At 39.8% G+C, this 22,571-nt stretch carries 17 protein-coding genes and 1 pseudogene; 14 read left to right on the top strand and 4 right to left on the bottom strand.

Going from position 1 to position 22,571, the window contains the following annotated elements; genetic code table 11:
• Window positions 1-77 precede the first annotated feature (77 nt).
• From ABU914_RS07545 to ABU914_RS07585, 9 genes and pseudogenes are all read left to right on the top strand, one after another.
• Window positions 78-1,319, top strand: a pseudogene (locus tag ABU914_RS07545) (LutB/LldF family L-lactate oxidation iron-sulfur protein); the annotation flags it as partial.
• Window positions 1,297-2,019: a LutC/YkgG family protein gene (locus ABU914_RS07550; RefSeq protein WP_379669127.1), complete on the top strand. Its 723-nt coding sequence runs from the start codon at window positions 1,297-1,299 to the stop codon at window positions 2,017-2,019. The pseudogene ABU914_RS07545 and the gene ABU914_RS07550, both read left to right, overlap by 23 nt.
• A 767-nt stretch (window positions 2,020-2,786) precedes the next feature.
• The gene (locus ABU914_RS07555) at window positions 2,787-3,485 is read left to right on the top strand and encodes a FadR/GntR family transcriptional regulator (protein ID WP_379669128.1); all 699 of its coding nucleotides are present in this window, start codon (window positions 2,787-2,789) and stop codon (window positions 3,483-3,485) included.
• Window positions 3,486-3,513: 28 nt separating this feature from the next.
• Window positions 3,514-4,833, top strand: coding sequence for an FAD-binding oxidoreductase (locus ABU914_RS07560; RefSeq protein WP_379669129.1), 1,320 nt, complete (start codon window positions 3,514-3,516; stop codon window positions 4,831-4,833).
• 1 nt (window position 4,834) lies between these two features.
• Window positions 4,835-6,211 carry a (Fe-S)-binding protein gene (locus ABU914_RS07565; protein ID WP_379669130.1) on the top strand — a complete coding sequence of 459 codons (1,377 nt, stop codon included), beginning with the start codon at window positions 4,835-4,837 and terminating at the stop codon, window positions 6,209-6,211.
• A 14-nt stretch (window positions 6,212-6,225) separates the two neighbouring features.
• Window positions 6,226-7,686: an FAD-linked oxidase C-terminal domain-containing protein gene (locus tag ABU914_RS07570; protein WP_379669131.1), complete on the top strand. Its 1,461-nt coding sequence runs from the start codon at window positions 6,226-6,228 to the stop codon at window positions 7,684-7,686.
• 156 nt (window positions 7,687-7,842) lie between these two features.
• Window positions 7,843-8,595: a fumarylacetoacetate hydrolase family protein gene (locus ABU914_RS07575; RefSeq protein ID WP_379669132.1), complete on the top strand. Its 753-nt coding sequence runs from the start codon at window positions 7,843-7,845 to the stop codon at window positions 8,593-8,595.
• 201 nt (window positions 8,596-8,796) lie between these two features.
• Entirely contained in the window at window positions 8,797-10,560 is a 1,764-nt protein-coding gene (locus tag ABU914_RS07580) for an L-lactate permease (RefSeq protein WP_379669133.1), read from the top strand.
• Window positions 10,561-10,699: 139 nt separating this feature from the next.
• On the top strand, window positions 10,700-10,972 hold the full coding sequence (locus ABU914_RS07585) for a hypothetical protein (protein WP_379669134.1): 273 nt from the start codon (window positions 10,700-10,702) through the stop codon (window positions 10,970-10,972).
• Window positions 10,973-10,994: 22 nt separating this feature from the next.
• On the opposite strand, the gene ABU914_RS07590 is transcribed toward ABU914_RS07585, so the two are convergent.
• The 4 genes from ABU914_RS07590 to ABU914_RS07605 form a co-directional block, all read right to left on the bottom strand.
• Window positions 10,995-11,759 carry an NRDE family protein gene (locus ABU914_RS07590; protein WP_379669135.1) on the bottom strand — a complete coding sequence of 255 codons (765 nt, stop codon included), beginning with the start codon at window positions 11,757-11,759 and terminating at the stop codon, window positions 10,995-10,997.
• A gap of 32 nt (window positions 11,760-11,791) precedes the next feature.
• Window positions 11,792-13,558, bottom strand: a complete 1,767-nt coding sequence (locus ABU914_RS07595) for a B12-binding domain-containing radical SAM protein (protein WP_379669136.1) — start codon at window positions 13,556-13,558, stop codon at window positions 11,792-11,794.
• 337 nt (window positions 13,559-13,895) lie between these two features.
• Window positions 13,896-14,663: a 3-hydroxyacyl-CoA dehydrogenase gene (locus ABU914_RS07600; protein ID WP_379669137.1), complete on the bottom strand. Its 768-nt coding sequence runs from the start codon at window positions 14,661-14,663 to the stop codon at window positions 13,896-13,898.
• 16 nt (window positions 14,664-14,679) lie between these two features.
• Entirely contained in the window at window positions 14,680-15,831 is a 1,152-nt protein-coding gene (locus tag ABU914_RS07605) for a thiolase family protein (protein ID WP_379669138.1), read from the bottom strand.
• A gap of 141 nt (window positions 15,832-15,972) precedes the next feature.
• Between ABU914_RS07605 and ABU914_RS07610 the strand changes: the two genes are divergently transcribed.
• The 5 genes from ABU914_RS07610 (at window position 15,973) to ABU914_RS07630 (ending at window position 22,550) form a co-directional block, all read left to right on the top strand.
• Window positions 15,973-17,142 (top strand): amino acid deaminase/aldolase, encoded by a 1,170-nt coding sequence (locus tag ABU914_RS07610; protein WP_379669139.1) that lies wholly within the window; start codon window positions 15,973-15,975, stop codon window positions 17,140-17,142.
• 2 nt (window positions 17,143-17,144) lie between these two features.
• Window positions 17,145-18,473 (top strand): D-arabinono-1,4-lactone oxidase, encoded by a 1,329-nt coding sequence (locus tag ABU914_RS07615; protein WP_483880147.1) that lies wholly within the window; start codon window positions 17,145-17,147, stop codon window positions 18,471-18,473.
• Window positions 18,474-18,648: 175 nt separating this feature from the next.
• A complete protein-coding gene (locus ABU914_RS07620; RefSeq protein WP_379669141.1) occupies window positions 18,649-19,794 on the top strand; it encodes an acyl-CoA dehydrogenase family protein in 1,146 nt (381 codons plus the stop codon).
• Between the two features lie 172 nt (window positions 19,795-19,966).
• Window positions 19,967-21,580 carry a long-chain fatty acid--CoA ligase gene (locus tag ABU914_RS07625; RefSeq protein WP_379669142.1) on the top strand — a complete coding sequence of 538 codons (1,614 nt, stop codon included), beginning with the start codon at window positions 19,967-19,969 and terminating at the stop codon, window positions 21,578-21,580.
• Between the two features lie 259 nt (window positions 21,581-21,839).
• Window positions 21,840-22,550 (top strand): phosphoadenylyl-sulfate reductase, encoded by a 711-nt coding sequence (locus tag ABU914_RS07630; RefSeq protein WP_379669143.1) that lies wholly within the window; start codon window positions 21,840-21,842, stop codon window positions 22,548-22,550.
• The last annotated feature ends 21 nt before the right edge of the window (window positions 22,551-22,571 follow it).

Genomic DNA, 22,571 nt, shown 5'->3' on the forward strand with positions numbered 1-22,571 from the left:
CAGGTTTTCCTTTTTTGGCTCTGACGAGAGAATGATAATAAATAGAATTTTCTGATCTTATTTATGCAACACTAGTGTATTTAAATATGTTAAGTGAAAATGTCGCAAAGCAAGGTGGACATGTCTTTTTTGCAGAAACGGCAGAAGAAGCGAATGCGTACATTAAACAAGTTGTACAGGCTAAAAACGCTAAGAAAATCGTAAAGTCAAAATCAATGGTCACAGAAGAAATTAATTTAAATGCTGAATTGCAAGAAATGGGATGCGATGTCGTTGAGACAGATTTAGGTGAATACATTTTACAATTAGATGAAGATCCGCCTTCACATATCGTCGTTCCAGCGTTACACAAAAATAAAGAACAAATTCGGGATACATTTAGAGAAAAGAAAAATTATACGAAAACAGAAAAGCCTGAAGAGCTAACTCTTTTCGCGCGAGAATTGCTTCGTAAAGAGTTTCTGTCTGCCGACCTAGGGATTACGGGGTGTAACTTTGCTGTAGCTGAATCAGGCTCAATTACACTTGTTACAAATGAAGGGAATGCGAGACTCGCAACTGCGATTCCGAAAACGCAAATTACAGTTATGGGGATGGAGAGAATCGTTCCAACTTGGGAAGAGCTAGATATTTTGGTAAGTCTTCTCACTAGAAGTGCCGTTGGGCAAAAGTTAACTTCCTATATTACAGGCTTAACTGGTCCTCATGAGGATGGAGCAGTTGATGGTCCTGAAGAATTCCACCTTGTTATCGTTGATAATAAACGTTCGGAAGCGTTAGGAACAGCATTTCAGTCAGCACTGCATTGTATTCGTTGTGCGGCTTGCATTAATGTCTGTCCTGTTTACAGTCATGTCGGAGGTCATTCGTACGGTTCCATTTATCCAGGTCCGATTGGTGCTGTACTCAGTCCGATACTCGGTGGTTATGGTGATTATAAAGAATTACCATATGCATCAAGCTTATGCGCAGCTTGTACAGAAGCGTGTCCTGTAAAAATTCCGTTGCATGAATTACTCATCGAACACCGTCGTCAGATCGTAGAAGATGAAGGTGAGGTAACAACGTATGAGAAGCTCGCGATGAAAGGGTTTGAAATCGGTGTGAAATTGCCGAGTATGTTTAAAATGGGAACGAAAGTCGCACCGTATGTTTTAAAGCCATTTACGTCTGATGAGAAAGTTACAAAAGGTCCCGGACCGTTAAAAGAGTGGACGACAACACGCGATTTTCCTACTCCGAAAAAAGAACGTTTTCGTGATTGGTTTAAAAACCGTGAGAAAGGAAGGAACGAACATGACGACAAGACAGATTCATAATCGGGAAAAATTTTTACGGCGCATTAGTGAGAAGTTAAATCGGCCCCAGCCAGAGCAAGTTGAGCGCCCAACGTGGTCATATGCTCCTCAATTCGACGTGTTGAAGGACGCTACGGATGATGAACTTGTTAACGTGCTCGTTGAACAGTGCGAGCGAATTCATACTAATGTACGAAAGACGACAAGTGATTCGCTTTCTGAAGCACTGAAGGCTGTTATTGAACATGAATCGGCAAAGACTGTCATTACGTCAAACGATCCTCGTTATGAAGAATTCGGCTTAGGCTTATTGTTAGACGAAGAGTTGCCCTCTGAAGGCTGTGATGTTCATCGTTGGAATCCTGAGTTAAAGAGGGAAGAAAACATTGCAATTGCTGAGAAAGCTCATATCGGCATTACATTTAGCGAAATTACACTTGCTGAATCAGGAACAGTCGTCTTATTCAGTAATGCTGACACAGGTCGAACCGTTAGTTTACTGCCTACAACCTATGTCGCGATTATCCCGAAAAGCTCAATCGTGCCACGCATGACACAAGCAACTGCAGAAATTCATAAGCGCATCAAGCGCGGAGAAGTAACCCCGTCATGCATTAACTTCATTTCCGGACCAAGTAATAGTGCTGATATTGAATTAAACCTCGTTGTCGGTGTGCATGGACCTATCCGTGCCTATTACATTGTTGTCATGGATAAATAAACGAGATTAAAAAAATAGCAGAATGGATTGCGCAGTATGAATCCTTTCCTGCTATTTTTTGTGTATTCGGTTTTAAATGTGCTTAGAGATGAGGATAGAGAGTTAATCAGAAAAGAGAAACGTAACGGTGAATGATCGAATACGTGGATGGAGTCAATCTATAATGCACTAACGAATTTCCAGACGTATACAAGCTCAGTTTGTTCAGAACGCCCCCTTTGACATATGGTCAACGATTGTTGTACTAAAATTTTGTCCAATGTTCCTCCTATCAGTCCTATCAATTCCATGACTTAAGTATTTACTGAAGCAATACTATGAACAGAACTTAGCGTAAAAATTGTAAAAACTTTTCACTTAAAAACATGTGAAATTAATACTAGTTATAAAAACAATAAAAGAGGGTATACATATACTAGTAGGAATAGGCTACAAATTGCCAAAGGAGGAATAAATGTTGCATAGTCGAAATAAAAATTTAAGTTTATTTGATCGAACAGATATGTTTACTTTGTCTACGGGTGTCATCGTTTTAAGTTCCATTGTTATTATTTTAGCGAAATTAATTCCGTGACTACGTTTTAGTACCTGTAATTAGGTACTTTTTTGTTTACGATTTAAAAACTTTCATTGACATTGTTATAGTACAATGTTTTAATATATTTAAACTTATCAGATGTCTGATAAGTGATCTCTAAGTTTCTGAACAAGAAGATTTATAGATTTTTAGACTAAGAGAGTAAGACATGAGGATAAGGAGGGGTTACATGCTTCAAGCTGAGAAAATCTCTGGTAAAAAGGTATCTGACATCGTTGTAGAGCAAATCGAAGATTGGATACGTTCTGGCAAAGTAACTCCAGGAGAGAAACTACCGTCCGTTCGTGAGTTGTGTGAGATGTTTGATGTCGGGCGCTCAGCTGTCCGGGATGCACTAACGACGTTAAAAGGTAGAGGTCTTGTAGACGTTAAGCACGGTGAAGGAACGTTCGTTTGCCATCTAGATACAGCTCAGCTTATTCCCGATGTACTACTCGTTAGAAAAAGTGATATTAATAAGCTTTATCAAGTTCGCAAAATTTTGGAAGTCGGGATTGCTGAAACTGCTGCTGTTAATGCAACAGAAAAGCAGCTAGCGAATATGAAGCAAGCGCTAGATGAACTGGCAGATGCGAAGACGCTAGAAGCGTGGGAAGCGGATTATCGTTTTCACGAAGAAATCGTCAAAGCGAGTGGGAATGAAATATTGATTGATTTGATGGAAATGGTGTCAACGACGACGAAAAAAGCGATTATGGATTGTCAGCGGATTATTTTATCAGATCACTCTTTATCTTCTCATGTTATGAAACAGCATATTGATATTTATGAGGCGATTAAAGCGCGCCAGCCGAAACAAGCTAGAGAAGCGATGTACCGGCATTTAAATTATGTTGAACAATTGTTGAATAGTAATGTCACAGAATAAGCAATCAGAAATTGAAAGGAGTGCGGCAATGATGATTTCTTCTGATTTAGAAGGCGTATTGCCAAAGGAACAAATTAAACATCATGACGGGAAACAACATATACTCGGAAATGGTGGAGCACAAATTATAGAAGTGCTTTCGGAAGAAGAGATTTCTAAAGTGCTTGCATACGCACATAAATATGAGAAAACGGTAAATATCATTTCAGGGGGTACGAAAAGAGGGTACGGCGGAACATTAGAGCAAGCTGACATTTTGTTGTCACTTGCGAAATACAGTGGAATCGTCGAGCATTCAGTCGGTGATTTAACGTTAACGGTGAAGCCGGGAACGACGTTAAAAGAAATATCTGACGAACTTGCAAAAAAAGGACAACGTCTCGCTCTTGATACGCCATGGCCTGAACATGCAACAATCGGAGGAATTCTATCAGCAAATGATAGCGGTCCGAAACGTCTTCTCTTCGGATCTGGTCGTGATTTAGTGATCGGTACTAGAATCGTATATGCCGATGGTCGTGTCATCCGAACTGGTGGAAAAACAGTGAAAAACGTTGCGGGTTATGACATGAACAAATTATTTATCGGTGCGATGGGAACACTCGGCGTCATTAGTGAAATTACAATAAAACTTCGTCCTTTACCAAAATTTGAAGGCTTAACACTCTTGCATTTCCAAGACGGGAAAGCACAGGATATGCGTGATTTTACGGTCCGTATTCTTGATTCTATGATGGAGCCTGTTTCTTTAGAAGTTTTAATGCCACCTTTATCTGAAAAGTTAACAGGTAAGCGTACATATACGCTTGCAATCGCATTTGAAGACCGTGAAAAAGCCGTTATTTATCAAGAAAATTGGGTGAAAGAAAACTTACCGGAAAGTGTTGAGTATACAATTTTACATGAAGAAGAAGCTCGTGAGTGGTGGGAGCGTTTCCGTCATATTGGACCGAATGGTCACGATGACGATGAAAATGAAGCGAACACACAAGCTGCGTTTAAAATCGGTTCGAATAACTTGGATGTCATCCCTTCATTAGAAGCAGCCGAATCATTAGCTTTAGAATTCAACGTGTCAGTTGAAGGTCACGGTGGAGCTGGACATGGGATTTCAAAAGTATTTGTGAAAGGTTTCCCAGAAGATATCGTGTCTTTCAGTAAGGCATTACGAGCAAATGTTGAACAAAAACGTGGCTATGTCATCTGTACCCATGCTCCGTACGCGATTAGAGGAACGATTGATGCATGGGGGGAGAAACCTGGTTATTTTCCAATTTTAGAAGGCATTAAGCTTGCGAATGATCCAAAGCGGATTTTAAACCGCCAGCGTTTTGTAGGAGGTATTTAACATGAGTGTAGATGAAAAAAATCTTTCCATTCCGTTAAAGCAAGATGATCCTTCTTGCAATACGGCGACTCTTGGAAACTTCTTATGGGATGATCTCCCGGATGAAAATAAATGGGCGGATTGTGTTCACTGTGGGATGTGTCTCGAAGCCTGTCCGACATATCAAGAGACAGGTGAAGAGCATCAGTCACCGAGAGGTCGTGTTTATTTAATTAAAGCAGTTGCTGAAGGAAAAATTGATGTTAATGAAGCGTTTTCTAAGCCGATCTTTGACTGTTTAGACTGTCGTGCGTGTGAGACGGCATGTCCAGCGTCTGTACAAGTCGGTGGCCTAATTGAAGAAGCACGTGGGCAAATTCGTCAAGCGATGCCATTAGAAGGTATATCTGGTGCGGTTAGCAAAACAGTCTTAAAAGGATTCTTCCCGCATCCGAGCCGTATGAATAAGCTTGGTAGCTTGATGAAACTCTATCAAAAGAGCGGTATTCAAAAAGTTGCTAGAAAAACAGGTTTGCTGAACATTTTACCGACGCACTTAAAAGATATGGAAGCGATTCTTCCTGAAGTAGGCAAACCAGTACTAAGCACATATCCTGAAGTTGTTCCAGCTGAAGGTGAGCGTAAAGGAAGTGTCGCGTTGCTGACAGGTTGTGTCATGGACGTTATGTTTAGTGATATTAATGAAGCGACGATCCGCGTCTTAACACATAATGGCTATGATGTTCATTTGCCGAAAAATCAACGTTGCTGTGGAGCACTTCACATTCACGCAGGGGATCGAGACACAGGTAAATCACTTGCAAAGCAAAACATCGAAGCGTTCAAAGACTTTGATAAAGTACTTGTCAACGCTGCTGGCTGTGGTGCGGCATTACAAGAATATGATGAGCTATTCCGTAACGATCCTAAAATGTTACCTATTGCAAAGGAGTTTTCTGCAAAAGTTGAGGACATTTCAAAGTTTTTATATGACAACGACTTTAAACGCCCTAACGTTGAAGTGAAAACTAGAATTACGTATCACGATGCGTGTCACTTAGCTCACGCTCAAGGTATTCGCTTCGAACCACGTCAACTATTAAAAGAGATTCCAGGTGTTGAATTAGTTGACTTGCCAGATGCTGATCGTTGCTGTGGAAGTGCTGGAATTTATAACATTACGCATCCAGAAATGGCAAGTAAATTACTAGAAAGAAAAATTGACGACATTCCAGAAGATGTTGAAATGATTTCAATGGGTAACCCAGGTTGTATGATGCAAATTGCGATGGGTGTTAAAAAGTACGGCAGAAGTGAGAAGGTAGTTCATACTGTACAATTGCTTGACTGGGCTTATGAAAAAGAGAAAAAAGAAGCTGAAAAACTTATGGAAGTGTAAGGGGGGCTGATTGAATGTTTGGAAGAAAACGAAGAAAACAACCGGAAGATTTACTCGTTCGCAAATTAATGAAGATCGTTGGGGAAAATGATGTTTTATATTTAAAAGAAGACTTAGTCGCTTACAATTGTGATGGTTTTACAATGACAACAGGAATGCCAAGAGCCGTTGCCTTTGTGCATAATACAGAAGAAGTTTCACAGATTGTAAAGCTTTTAAACAAAGAAAACGTTCCTTACATTGCTCGTGGGGCAGGAACAGGTTTAAGTGGAGGAGCAACTCCTCTAGGGGGCGAAGTCATCATTAGTATGGTCCGCATGAAAAAGCTCCTTCACGTAGATTTAGAAAATCGGAAAGCGGTCGTAGAGCCAGGTTACATTAACTTAAAATTGACTCAATCGATTTCTGATAAAGGTTATTATTACGCTCCAGACCCCTCGAGCCAATACGCCTGTACGATCGGTGGGAACGTGGCAGAAAACGCTGGTGGAGCTCATTGTCTAAAATATGGGGTTACGACGAACCACATTCTTGGCTTAGAAGTTGTGCTTCCGAACGGTGAAGTTGTTGAAATTGGAGAGGAAGGTATTCCAGACCGTCCCGGTTATGATTTGCTCGGTCTATTAACGGGATCAGAAGGTACACTAGGGATCGTTACGAAAATTACGTGTAAAGTATTAAAAAATCCTCAAGGCAAGAAAACAGTCCTTGCGTATTTCGATGATATTAACGATGCGAGCCAGGCGGTATCCGATATTATCTCTGCTGGGATCATTCCGGCTGCACTTGAAATGATGGATAATACCGCGATTCACGGTGTGGAGTCGGGAGCGCATCCGGTAGGACACCCAAGAGATATTGCAGCATTTTTACTCATTGAAGTAGACGGAATTGAAGCTGGAATTGACGACCAAATGGATGAAATTGTCGCTGTTTGTAACAACAACAATGTTCGTGAAGTAAAAGTTGCACAAACAGAAGAAGAGCGAGAACGTTGGTGGGCAAACCGTAAAACTGGTTTCAGTGCGATGGGAGCCATCTCACCAGATTACCTCGTTCAAGACGGTGTAATCCCGAGAACACGTCTACCAGAAGTACTAACAAAAATTGGAGAAATTAGTAAAAAATATAACCTCCGCATTGCAAATATTTTCCATGCGGGAGATGGAAATCTCCACCCGCTCGTCCTTTATGATGCAAGAGTTCCAGGTGAAGCAGAACGAGCCTCAAAAGCAGGTTCTGAATGCTTAAAAGTTTGTGCTGATGCTGGCGGCTCAATTACAGGTGAACACGGTGTCGGTATTGAGAAGAAAGAAGAAATGCGCTTTATTTTCTCAGATGAAGAAATTGAAGCACAAACGAATATCCGTGCGGTCTTCAACCCAGAAGATTTATTAAATCCTGGTAAATTGTTCCCGCAACCAGGTCGTTGTGCAGAAATTAAGCAAGAACTAAAAAAAGCAGAAGCACGATAAAATAAAGGTAAATGAATGGGCAATTGCCCATTCACTGCCTCTCATTGTGCCTTCTTTTAGCTTTTTTTAAAGAGTATAATCGCGAGTCGATGGGAACAACAGTAATGAACATGTACATAAAAAATTTAGCAATTCGACAGGTTAGGAGTGTTTAATATGAAATTTGCTCGTTTTAAAAAAGACAACACCATTTATCAAGGAATCGTTACTGATGCAGGGATTCAACAGATTGAAGGGGATCCTTACACGAATTGGTCTAAGACAGACAAGCTATTTAAACTCGAAGAAGTCGAACTGTTAGTTCCATTTGAACCACGCCACATCATTGGAATTGGTGCAAACTATGTTGGTAACAAAGCGGAATTACCGAATGAATTGCCTGAAATCCCTGTGTTCTTTTACAAACCGACGTCATCCGTTATTGCAACAGGTGAGCCCATTGTCATTCCAGATTCTATTGATGAAGTGAAATTTGAATCTGAGCTTGCGGTTGTTATCGGTAAACGTGCAAGTAACATCTCGGAAGATGAAGTTACAGATTACATTTTCGGTTATACCGTAGCAAATGATGTGACAGCACCACAGTTTTTCCGTGAAGATGGACATTGGACTGTAGGTAAATCGTTTGACACGTTTACGCCAATCGGACCGTTCGTAGAGACAGAACTTGATCCAGACAAAGTCGTTGTAAAAGCGTACCTAAACGGTGAGAAAAAACAAGATAGTGAAACATCACTAATGATCGTATCGATGCGGAAAATGGTCGCTTATTTATCAAAAGTGATGACGCTTGAAGCTGGAGACGTCATTTTAACAGGAAGCCCATTAGGAGCTGTTATGATGAAAGCTGGCGACGAAATCGTTTGTGAAATTCAAGAAATTGGACAGTTGCGAAATCCAGTAAAATAGGGGTAAAATCCAAGTTATTTTCAGAAATGAAAAAAGAGGAAATAAAAATTTTAAAAAAACCTTTCTTTTTCCTCTTTTTTTGTATATTATGTTATATAACAATATTAATTTCAGAACGTTGTTTATGAACAGTTCTAGAAAAAATGTTGTTATTTACTATAATGAAATAATTTTCTGAAAATGTAAAGAGGGGGATTCCTAATGGGAACAGGAACATTGGCCATTCTCGCTTTATTGCCAATAGTCGTTGTTGGTATTTTCCTAGTTTGGCTTCGATGGCCAGCTAGTCGAGCGATGCCACTATCGTACATCGTTGCTGTCTTATTGGCATTGTTTGTTTGGAAGGTTGACTTTTCACAAGTCGCCGCTGCATCCGTGCATGGTCTTATTACAGCGATTACGCTATTATTTATCATTTTTGGTTCAGTATTATTATTGAACACACTTCAAGAAAGTGGCGGACTACATACGATTCGTCGCGGATTTACAGATATTACACCAGATCGTCGGATTCAAGTGATTATTATTGCATGGCTCTTCGGTTCATTTATCGAAGGAGCATCTGGATTTGGTACACCTGCAGCGGTAGCAGTCCCACTTTTAGTCGGTCTCGGTTTTCCACCGATGGCGGCTGTCGTATCAGGCATGATTATTCAAAGTACGCCCGTTTCGTTTGGCGCTGTCGGTACACCGATGCTTGGGGGAGTTGGTCCTGGAATGGGGGCAGCCGGTCTCGATGATGTTGATGGTTTTGTATTTGAGACAGCGGCAAAAGTTGCAACGCTTCATACCATTGCAGGGCTTTTCGTCCCATTAATGTTAGCGGCGTTTTTAACACGATTTTTCGGAAAAAACAAATCGTTTAGTGAAGGATTAAAAGTATGGAAATTCGCACTTTTCGCATCACTGTCAATGACAATTCCTTACGTTATTGTTGCACACGTGCTTGGCCCAGAATTTCCATCAATGATTGGGGGACTAATCGGTTTAGCGATTGTGATTCCAGCTGCGAAGAAAGGATTCCTTATGCCAAAAGACGAGGTATGGGATTTTGAACCGAAAGATCGTTGGGATCCGCTATGGACAGGTAAATTAGAAATTAAAAACAACGATTTATATGCTGGAAAAATTAGTATGGTTCGCGCATGGTCACCGTATATTTTCGTCGCGTTGTTGTTGCTTGCGACAAGATTAATCGGACCATTGCAAACAGCCATTCGTGATGTAAAAATCTCGATTCCAAACATTTTTGGAACAGACATTTCTTCAAATTGGGAAATTTTATATTCACCAGGATTTGTTTTTATCGTCGTTTCAGTCATAACCTTTTTTGTTCACAAGATGAATGCTTCTGATTACGCAAAAGCTTGGAAAGAATCTGCGAAAACGATGATCGGCGCTTCAACTGCTCTCGTTTTTACTGTTCCAATGGTACAAGTCTTCATTAATAGTGATGGAGGAGCAGCTGGTTTTGTGGAAATGCCGATTGCACTTGCTGAAGGTGTTGCAGTTTTAGCTGGTTCAGTTTATCCAATCTTCGCTCCAATCGTTGGCGGACTTGGTGCATTCGTAGCGGGCTCGAACACAGTTAGTAATATGATGTTCTCCTATTTCCAATTTGGTGTTGCTGATCGAATTGGTGCCGATGGTTCATGGATGGTTGCACTTCAAGCGATTGGTGGAGCAGCTGGTAATATGATTTGTGTACACAACGTCGTTGCTGCATCAGCCGTTGTAGGTATGCTTGGTAAAGAAGGTCATGTGATTCGAAAAACGTTATTACCATTTGTCTATTACTCATTAATTGGTGGTTCCATCGGATATTCAATTATATGGACAGCCGAGAAAGGCATTTTCAATCTTGGATCGGTCATTGCTGTTCTCATTTGGATGTTCTTTATTTACATTATTGCAACGAACAACCGTCGTTTAACAGCGCTAGACCATGGAAAGATTTCAGCTTAATATATTCGCACACAAAAGAACTCTTTTAAATTCTGTTTCGCTCTGTTTTTCACACTTTATCTTTTTTCTTAGTCATTAATTGTATATTTTTGTAGAAAAAAGAAAAACTAAGAAAGAAAAAAAGAAGGAGTGTGATTGAATGATAAAAAAATATAGGTTACTTTTAACAGCAATGTTTGCGTTCTCCATTTTGTTAGCGGGTTGCGGAGATAATAATCAAGATCAACCTCCAGATAATAATACTCCTGGTGTAGAGGATGACAACGGTGGAGTAAATGATGATAACATGGATGGAGATAATGGTGATGCAGGTATAGGTGATGAAGATGATGATATGGATATGGGCCTTGATGAAGCCCAAGATGAAGTAGATGAGATCATCGATGAAAATGATGACGATACAAATCAGTAAATGTACGAAGCCTCAAGATTGATTATCTTGAGGCTTTACTAATCTTGAATTGATAATGTTTTTCTTTGCGTGATGGAAAGCTTACTTCTTGGAATGTGACGGTACCGTATTTATCAATTGTCAAAACAGTTGAACACCGTGTGCCATAATGGTTTGTTTCGATAAAAATGGATGACACTTGTTTTTCCATTTCAAGAGGAAGTCCAGTGTTCGGCAATGATTTTAGCGGGGCTTGTTTTTTGTCTGCCAGTAACTGAAAGAGTGCATCAGACTCAACTTTATTGTTTTCTACAAGGGATCGCAGTTGTTGTTTTCCTCTTTCTACTTTTGGCCACGGTGTATTCAACAAGTGATTGCTTAGACCGTGGATACCAATTGGTACTTTTTTTATTTCGTTTTCAACATTTGAATAATAGTAAAACGACTCTGTATCAGCAACGAAAACGTTAAACCCCGGGTAGTTGTTCCGTTCTTGTTGCAAATCTAGTAAAAATTCGTAAGGAGTTGCTTCTTCTGTCAAGAAATTCCTTACGATATGCCCCCGTGATTGTTTATTTTTATGATTTTGGTTCGGATCGCGAAAATTCGTTAATGCCGAAAACCGTCCTGTTTTAGTTATCCCAAGCCACGTTCCACGTTTCTCTAAATCTCTCCCAGCAAGGATGAACGGTTCATCTTCCCAAAAATGCGCTTCCTTAGTAGGACGGGCATAAAATTCATCTCGATTGGCAGCCACAATAAACGGATAGTCGGGATGGCTACGGTAAGCAACAAACAAAATACACATCGTTCAAGCTCCAATCTTTTGATAGTACGTTTCTATGTTATAGAAACATTGAGTTTTTCTAGTGGTGCTGAAAAAAGAAACGATTGCTGATTTTTCGGTTCATAGTAAACGAGCAATAGTGATTTTTTGTTTAAAATCTCTTTTGTCTTAAGTAAATGCTGAACATCGAACGGCACATAATCGACTACGGTATGTTTGTATAAATCTCTTTCGCTTAATTGTAACTTAGTAAATGCGTCTCCAAGTTGTTCAGGCTTTAGAAGCAATCTGTTTATTATCGTTTGACGTTCCTCTTTATTCATTGAGGATGGCCACCACAATTTTCGCGGTTTATGTTTATGATTATGCAAATAATCAAGTTTCATTAATGATTCGATTATTTCACGGTCTGGAAGTTTTTCATTTTTTATAAATTGAAGTAGACGTGTAAACAAATCTTCTAACTGGTGTCCGATTCGTGACCAACCTTGAGATTCCCAGTACGACCCAAATGTTTGGAAAAAGTCAAACGGTGTATCGAAACTGTGGGTGACAAGATATTCAAGTGTAATATCTATTCGATGGTCATTCCAATATTTGTTTAGAACGTCTTCAACTTGTTTAATTTTTACGATATCGGCGAACGATAAGACGTGATTCGACAAAATTTCATACGGTGCCTGATCCATATAAACGTAACCGAATTCGTCCGCTTGAATTCGTAGACCTGTTCCTCTTAATAATTTCAAAAAACCGAGCTGGAGTTCTTCGGGACGCATCGCAAAAACGTCGTTAAATGTTTTTCGGAACGATTGGTAATCTTCTTCAGGAAGTCCAGCAATTAAATCAAGGTGCTGAACGATTTTTTTGCCTTCTTTTACCATTGTAACGGTGCGTGCTAATTTTTCAAAGTTTTGGCGTCGTTTTATGAGTTTATTCGTTTCATCATTTGTTGATTGTACGCCGATTTCAAAGCGAAAAAGTCCTGGTGGTGCATGCTCATTAAGGAATTCCAACACTTCTGGCCGCATGATGTCCGCTGTAATTTCAAATTGAAATACACAACCTTCGCGATGATGGTCGATAAGAAATTGGAACATTTCCATTGCGTAGCTCTTGCGAATATTGAACGTCCGATCGACGAATTTGATCGTTTTTGCACCGTGGTTCATTAAGAATAAAATCTCATCTTTCATCCGATCAATGTTAAAGTAGCGAACACCGACTTCAATAGACGATAAACAAAACTGACACGAGAAAGGACAACCACGGCTTGTTTCGACGTATGTGACACGTTTTGCTAAATTAGGCAAATCTTCTTCAAATCGAAATGGGGATGGAATGTCATTTAGGTTCATTTTTTCTCGTGGATACGTAAATTTTATTTCTCCATTTTCTCGATACGCAATTCCATTTACATCTGAAAAGTTGCGATTTTCTTGAAGTGCATGAAGAAGGTCTTTAAACGTAGCTTCACCTTCACCGATGACGATGACGTCTACTTCTGGAATGCGCTTCATCCAATAATCTGTATCATATGAGACCTCAGGACCACCTAATACAATCGTAAGGTTTGGATTAATTTTTTTTAGCATATTAATGATCGGAATCGTTTCTTCGATGTTCCAAATGTAACAGCTAAATCCGATTACATCGGGATTTTTCGTAAATAGATCAGTTGCAATGTTTATCGACGGATCTTTGATCGTAAATTCAGCAATCTCAACTGGAAAATCAGGTTCTGCATACGCTTTTAAATAGCGTAGAGCGAGACATGTATGAATATATTTAGCATTTAATGTTGTCACAACAGTTTTCACGAATGTCAACTTCCTTTTATAGTGAACTTGGCTCTATTGTAACAGAAATTTGATTTATATGAAGGAAGCAGTGCTTGTAGCTAGTTGATATGGCTAATCCGGTATGGGAGTGTCAGTAGATTAAATAAAAAACCGCGCATGCTTTTTATGTGCATGGGCGGTTTGAATGGTAGGCTAGTTTTTTCATTGCGGATGCAATAGTATCCTCGGGAATTCTACTAACAACGTCAGTCTTTTGAAGAACGGTTAAATTTCGTTTGAAATGAAGCGGTAGGACTTGGCAAAATAAAAGACCCACGCTCCTTTTGATCATGGACAGGCACGTGGGAGAGATGACTTATTTTGGTTGCATGCGGATGGCTCCGTCGAGACGGATAGTTTCTCCGTTCAAATATGGATTTTCGATAATTTGTTTGACAAGTGAGGCGTATTCAATTGGGTATCCAAGCCGTTGCGGAAAAGGTACTGATGCTTCGAGTGCGTTGAAAACCTTTTCAGGAAGTTTTTCAAATAACGGCGTGTTAAATAATCCCGGTGCAATTGTCATGACACGAATGCCGAGGCTTGCTAAGTCACGTGCAATTGGCAACGTCATTCCGACGATACCACCTTTCGATGCGCTGTAAGCTGCTTGGCCGATTTGGCCATCAAAAGCAGCGACTGATGCTGTATTTATAATGACGCCACGTTCACCGTTTTCGTTCGATTCGTTTTCTGCCATCTTTTCGGCTGCGATACGTATCGTATTAAATGTCCCAATCAAGTTGATATCAATCACTTTTTTAAACGTTTCTAAACGATGTGGTCCATGTTTACTATATGTTTTTTCTCCGTTACCTATGCCCGCACAATTAACAGTTGCAGTGACTTCACCGAATCGATTTACAACTTCTGAAAATGCAGTTTCGATGCTTTCTTCACTTGTGACATCAGTATTAATAAACATGACTTGTTCACCAAGTACCTCAACAAGTTGCGTTGCTTTTTCTTCGTTAACGTCAAATATAGCTGCTTTTCCTCCGTTTGCAACGATTTTTCTTACTGTTGCTTCTCCTAATCCTGATGCACCGCCTGTAACAACAGCCACTGTTTTATCGATGTTCATTACACTGCCTCCTATATTAATCTAATCGTTCGATAATTGTTGCGTTCGCCATTCCGTGTCCTTCACACATCGTTTGAAGTCCATAACGACCGCCTGTTCTTTCTAGTTCGTGAAGCATCGTACACATGAGACGGCCACCGCTTGCGCCGAGTGGATGACCGAGTGCGATTGCACCGCCGCTTGGGTTTAATTTTTTAGGATCGGCACCCGTTTCTTTCAGCCATGCAAGTGGGACAGGAGCGAATGCTTCATTCACTTCGAAAATATCAATATCATCAATCGTTAAGCCTGCTTTTTGCAACACTTTTTCTGTAGCTGGAATAGGTCCAGTTAACATTAAGGTCGGATCAGATCCGACAACAGTACGAGCAAGAACGCGAGCGCGAGGTTTCAGTCCTAACTGTTCAGCTTTTTCACGAGACATAATTAAAAGAGCTGATGCCCCATCACTAATTTGGCTAGAATTTCCAGCATGGATGAGACCGTCTTCTTTAAAAACAGGTTTTAAACCTGCTAGTATCTCAACGGTTGTATCGGGGCGAATACCTTCATCATGTTTGACTGTCGTCGTTGTCCCATCAGGCAATGTGACGTCTATTGGAACAATTTCTTTTTCAAACCGACCTTCTTGTTGTGCTACATAAGCTCTTCGGTGACTTTCTACAGAAAACTCGTCTAATGTCGTTCGATCAAAACCCCATTTTTCCGCAATTCGTTCTGCAGATAATCCTTGGTTAATTACTTCGTATCTTGACGTGAGCTTTTCGCTATACGATGCTCCTTTCATGCTTGAGCCCATAGGTACTCTTGACATATTTTCAATTCCACCAGCAATAACGACGTCCATATCACCACTAATAATCGCTTGTGATGCAAAATGAACGGCTTGCTGACTTGAGCCACATTGCCGGTCGATCGTTGTGCCGGGCACTTCAATTGGCAGACCTGCGATTAATGTTGCGATCCGTGCAATGTCACCACCTTGTTCACTCACTTGTGACACACAGCCGAGAATGACATCTTCAATGATGTCAGGCGAAACTCCAGCTCGGTTCACTAATTCTTTTAAGACCGTTGCAGCAAGTTCATCAGGCCGAATCCCACTCAAGGCACCATTCCTTCTCCCTGTTGGCGTTCGTACAGCTTCTACAATGACCGCTTCTCTCATGTTTATTCGCTCCTTTATTGATGTTCATTCATACTACCTGTTATCATTATATTCTAAATAATTTATACAAATCAAGAAAGTTTGTTTATAATCAAGATAACGTATCCATGTGAGATTTCAATTGAAAGAGGAGAAGAGAGAATGTTGGAAAAAATCGCAAAACAAGTTACACTCCCTGCTTTATTATTAGATTTGCAAGCGTTTGATAACAATTGTGAACAAATTGCGCACAAGGCTAATGGGAAAAAAATTCGAATTGCTACAAAATCGATTCGTTCAGTCGATGTTTTACAAAGAATTTTGCACTCCAATGAGACGTATCAAGGATTAATGTGCTTTAGTCCAAGGGAGGCGGTGTTTTTAGCGGACAAAGGCTTTGATGATATTTTGTTAGGTTATCCTTGCTCGGACGAAGAGGCGTTGAAAGAGATTGCGACATTAACGGTCAAGGGAAAGACTATTTTTTGCATGGTAGACGCACAAGAACATATCGATTTGCTAGAATCGCTCGCCATCGAAACGAACGGGAAATTTTTTGTTTGTATTGATGTAGATATGAGTTCGGCGTTTCCGATGCTGTACTTCGGTGTAAGGAGATCGCCGTTAAAAGACGTTACTTCTGTATTAGCATTAGCAAATAAAATCAAACAATCCTCACGTGTTGAATTGAGAGGGTTGATGGGTTATGAAGCGCAAATTGCTGGTGTCGGAGATAATGTACCTGCTCAAAACTTAAAAAACAAAGTAGTTAACACGTTGAAGAAAAAATCAATTAAAGAAATTGAACGAAAGAGAAAAGCAGCAGTCGATGCTTTAAAAGAAGCGGGTTTTTCATTAGATTTTATTAATGGTGGCGGAACTGGAAGTTTACACACGACATCAACAGAAGATGTTGTCACAGAGGTGACAGTCGGTTCCGGATTTTACTCCCCACTATTATTCGACTATTATAAACATTTTAAATATAGTCCGTCGCTGTATTTTGCTTTACCTGTCGTGCGTAAGCCAGCGTCTAACATTTTTACATGTTTAGGTGGGGGATATATTGCGTCAGGACCTCACGGGAAAGATAAAGTTCCCCAACCGGTGTACCCGCCTAATGGGAGGTTACTCGATTTAGAGGGAGCCGGTGAAGTACAAACCCCAATAATGTTTGAAAACTCACAATTAAACATTGGTGACCCGGTATTATTTCGGCATGCAAAAGCAGGAGAAATTTGTGAGCGCTTTAATGAAATTGTTTGTTTCCACGGCAATGAAATCGTTCAACACTATAAAACATATAGAGGGGAAGGAGTTTCATTTCTATGATCATGAAAACAGTAGAACAAAAGATGTGGAGAAATTGGGCACATACGAGTGAAAGCAGACCAGCGAAAACATTTTATCCAGCGTCAATTACTGATGTATGTACAATCGTAAAAGAAGCGATTCTACAAAATAAAACGATTCGAGTTGTCGGGGCAGGACATTCGTTTACACGTTTAGTGCAAACGGATGATTGGCTAATATCACTCGATTATTTAACAGGCATCGATGATCTGAACGAAGACGAAAAAACAGTGACCGTGTTCGCTGGAACACGGTTATATGAACTTGGTGAAGAATTAGGAACACGTGGATATTCACAGGAAAACCTAGGAGACATCAATGTTCAAAGTGTTGCCGGTGCGATATCAACGGGGACACACGGTACAGGCATTGCATTTGGAAACCTTTCGTCACAAGTAACTGAAATTGTACTCGTCACTGCTATGGGAGAAGTATTAACTATTTCAGAGGAAGAAAATCCTTATCTGTTAAAAGCATGTCTTCTGTCGTTAGGCACTTTAGGGATCATTGTGAAAGTGACGTTTAAAATTGTAAAAAGTCCTGTTTATGAGTTCCATAGTTATAAACTAGAATATCGGAAATTAGAAGCACAACTCGAACAATTGATAGAATCGAACCGCCATTTTGAGTTCTATTTGTTTCCTTATTCGGAACTCGTGCAAATAAAAACGATGAACATAACGGAGAAGCAGCCACAAAAAGCATCGTTCTATCACTTTAAAAATTTGCTATTAGAAAACTATTTGTTCTATCTCATAAGTGAATGTTGCAGGTTATTGCCGAAAACGAGCAAGTTTTTTAGCCGAGTGTCAGCGAAAGGAGTGGGAACGTCAACAATTTCAGCTTACAGTTATCAGTTGTTTGCGACACCACGACTCGTACGTTTTCGCGAAATTGAATATTGTATTCCATTACATTGTTTGACCGACGCCTTGCGAGAAGTTCGTGAAACAATTGAGAAAAATGAGTATGCGGTACACTTTCCAATTGAATGCCGTACTGTGAAAGCAGACGATATCTGGCTTAGTCCATCGTATGAGCGTGACTCAGCATATATCGCGTTCCATATGTACAAAGGTATGCCGTATGAACAGTATTTTTATGATATGGAAGAAATTATGCAAAAATATGAAGGTAGGCCTCATTGGGGAAAAATGCATAGCGTAAATCGAGAACAATTAAATAAGCTTTATCCGAGATTACAAGAGTTTCTTCATGTTCGTAAACAACTCGATCCCGATGGCTTATTTTTAAATCCGTATTTAACTGACCTGTTTGGAATAGAGGAGAAGGAAACTGTGAATCTATAATCAAATGACTTTTTGAAATAGAAGCTATAAAATTATAACAAAAAATAAAAATCACATATTGACGCTTTTAATGAGAGCGTTTACAATAATAGAAACTGAATGACTGCTCAGTTTGTCTAAAAATACGTTACAATTATGGGATTTTTTGGAAATTTCATAAAAGGAGGGTGGAGTCGTGAAACATCTTTATTTGTCAGAAGAACACCAAATTTTTCGTCAAGCGTTACGAAGATTTTTAGAAAAAGAAGCGGTTCCAAACTACGAACAATGGGAGAAAGATCGTATAATTCCTAGAGAATTTTGGACGAAGATGGGTGAGCAAGGTTTTCTCTGCCCTAATATTGACGAAGAGTATGGTGGATCAAATGTTGATTGGGGCTTTAATGTCGTTATTAATGAAGAGCTGGAACGCGTAGGTTCAAGTTTAGTCGGTATCGGTTTGCATAGCGATATCGTCGTTCCTTACATTACTACCTACGGAACGGAAGAACAGAAAGAGCGTTGGCTGCCGAAATGTGTTTCAGGTGAGATGATTACAGCGATTGGTATGACAGAGCCAGGCACAGGTTCGGACTTAGCAAACATTAAGACGACTGCTATTAAAGATGGAGACTATTATATTGTTAACGGTCAAAAAACGTTTATAACTAACGGAATTCATGCGGATCTCGTGATTATTGCTTGTAAAACAGATCCAAATGCAGTTCCGAAGCATCAAGGCATCAGTTTACTAGCAATTGAGCGCGGAACACCAGGTTTTTCTCGTGGAAGAAAGCTAGATAAAGTCGGTTTACATGCCCAAGATACGGCTGAATTAATTTTTGAAGAGTGTCGAGTACCAGCTAAAAATTTAATCGGGAATGAAGGCGAAGGTTTTAAATATATGATGGAAAAACTTCAGCAAGAACGTTTAGTCGTTGCTCTCGCTGCACAAGTTTCATCTGAAGTGATGCTTTCGCAAACGATTGATTATGTGAAAAGTCGTGAAGCATTCGGACAGCCGATAAGCAAATTTCAAAACACGCAGTTTAAAGTTGTCGAAATGGCAACACAAATTGAAGTAAGTCGCTCATTTCTCGATCAACTCATCGCTGAGCATCTTGAAGGAACAGATGTCGTAACTAAGGTTTCGATGGCGAAGTGGTGGATAACAAATATGGCGAAATCAATCGCTACTGAATGTATGCAACTTTATGGTGGCTATGGGTATATGGAAGAATATGAAATTGCGAGACGTTTTCGCGACATTCCGGTGATGGCGATTTATGCAGGAACGAATGAAATTATGAAAACAATTATCGCAAAAAATATGAATTTATAAAAACTACGTCACATGGATTAACTGACGGGACGTGCTTAAGCAAACGTTGCATAGAACGTCCTGCTTTTTAACTTTCGTAATGATGTTATGTGAACCGTCGGTTCATATTAAATGTTTAATTATAAATTTTATTGTGAAAAGGCTTACAAATAAAACAGGGGGTAATGAAACAATGATGAACACACAGCTAACGTTAGATAAGTTGCTAGAAAGGGCAGAAAACTATTTTCCAAAAAAAGAAATCGTTTCACGCACAGTTACTGGAATTCACCGTTTTACGTATGCAGAATTTGGTCTACGGACGAGAAGATTAGCGAGTGCCCTTGAAAAATTAGGTGTGGAAAGAGGTGATCGTGTCGGGACACTTGCGTGGAACGATCATCGTCATTTAGAAGCATATTTTGCGATTCCGAGTATGGGTGCTGTTTTGCATACGATAAACATTCGTCTATCTACTGAACATTTAACGTACATCATAAACAACGCTGAAGATAAGGTGCTGCTCATTGATGATGGGTTATTACCTCTACTCGAGCAAATAAAAGACAACATTCCTTCGGTAAAAGCGTTCATCGTTTTAACCGATGAGCAAGAACTGCCGAATACGTCACTTAAACCGGTGTATCATTATGAAACACTGATTAAAGAAGGCAATGCAAATTTTCAATTTCCAGACGATCTAGATGAGAATGAATCAGCAGGTATGTGTTATACGTCGGCAACGACAGGAAATCCGAAAGGTGTTCTGTATACTCATCGCAGTATTGTATTGCATAGTATGACTGTCGGTTTAGTCGATACACTCGCTTTATCTGAATCGGATGTTGCGATGCCAGTCGTTCCAATGTTTCACGTAAACGCTTGGGGAATGCCTTTTTCAGCCGTATGGTTTGGAGCGACACAAGTTTTACCTGGACCGAACTTTACACCAAAAGTACTTGCAAAATTAATTGAATCGGAAAAAGTAACGATGACAGCTGGAGTACCGACGATTTGGCTCGGTTTACTTCAAGAAATCGAATCAGGAAGTTACGATATGTCCAGCTTAACGAGAGTCATTTGTGGTGGATCGGCAGCGCCGAAAAGTCTCATTCGTGCATATGAAGAAAAGCATAACATTCCGTTTCTCCATGCGTATGGCATGACGGAAACGAGCCCGTTAGTTACAGTATCACGATTAAAAAGTTACCAACAAGAGTTACCTTATGAAGAAAGATTGGAGTATCGTTCTAAACAGGGGCTGCTTGCACCGGGTGTTGAAGCAAAAATTGTTAATGAAAATGGCGAAGTCCCTCGTGATGGTAAAGAAATGGGCGAATTGCTTTTACGTGGACCATGGATTACTGATCATTATTATAAAGAGCCAGAGAAAACGGCAGAAGCGATTCGTGACGGCTGGCTTTATACTGGTGATATTGCGACGATTGATGAAGAAGGCTTTATTAAGCTCGTTGATCGAACGAAAGACCTCGTTAAAAGTGGTGGTGAATGGATCTCTTCAGTTGATTTAGAAAATGCAATCATGGCTCATGAAGCTGTATTTGAGGCTGCGGTCATCGCTGTTCCGCATCCGCGTTGGCAAGAACGTCCTGTTGCAGCTGTCGTACTTAAAGAAGACTTTAAAGGAAAAATATCGAAGGATGATATTTTAGACTTTATTTCACCGCAATTTGCGAAATGGTGGCTTCCTGACGATGTTATCTTTATTGATGAAATTCCGAAAACGTCTGTCGGAAAATTTTTAAAACGTGAATTACGTGAGCAGTTAAAAGATCATCTAGCTTGACCATCGTACGATAGGGAGAGAATTCATTTTCTCTCCTTTTATTATTTTCTTTTCCCAGTTACTCCTTACTTACACAACTCCGCTTACATAACCTCAATAGGCTATCGCTCTTTACAAAACAATCTTAATAAACATAAATCCTCTTCACTATCGTTTTGAATCGTTTATCAGTCATAGTGAACGTGGAACATTATGGGCATTTATTTAATAGTATATGTCAGTCTATCGTTTGCATTGTTTCGTTGGAAAGGGGATTTCGATGGGAGATAAATTGACATATTTAACGTGGACTGAGGACAAAGCGAAAGAAATTGAAAAAAATTTTAAAGACTGTTTTGATGTATTGGGATGGGCATTTCGTGAGTACGGTAATGAAATCGTGTACGCTTGTAGTTTTGGAATAGAAGGGATTGTACTCATTGATTTAATTAGCAAAGTGAAAAAAGATGCCCGTGTGATTTTCCTAGACACTCATTTACATTTTAAAGAAACGTACGAATTGATTGAAAAAGTAAAAAAGCGTTATCCCGCTCTTAACATTAAAATAATAGAGCCTGTCTTAACACTTGAAGAGCAAGCGAATAAATTCGGAGAGCGACTATGGGAAAGAGAGCCAAATGAATGTTGTCACATTCGAAAAGTCCAACCGCTTGCCGAAGCATTGATAGAAATTCCTGCTTGGATTTCCGGAATTCGAAGAGAACAGTCGGAAGCGAGAAGAAATACGAATTACATTAATAAAGACGTTAAATTTCAATCGATCAAAATTTGTCCGCTTATCGATTGGACATTAGATGAAATATGGACATATGTGAAGTTGCACGAGTTGGATTATAATGAACTGCACGATCGAGGGTTTCCAAGCATTGGATGTGAAATGTGCACACTTCCTGCTACTGATCCGACCGATGAACGCTCAGGACGTTGGGTACAGTTTGAGAAAACTGAGTGTGGTCTTCACTCATTTTAAATAGAGAGTTCGTGGTGAGAA

Origin of the sequence: Pueribacillus sp. YX66, from assembly GCF_041725775.1 — a bacterium.
GTDB lineage: Bacteria > Bacillota > Bacilli > Bacillales > UBA6769 > Pueribacillus.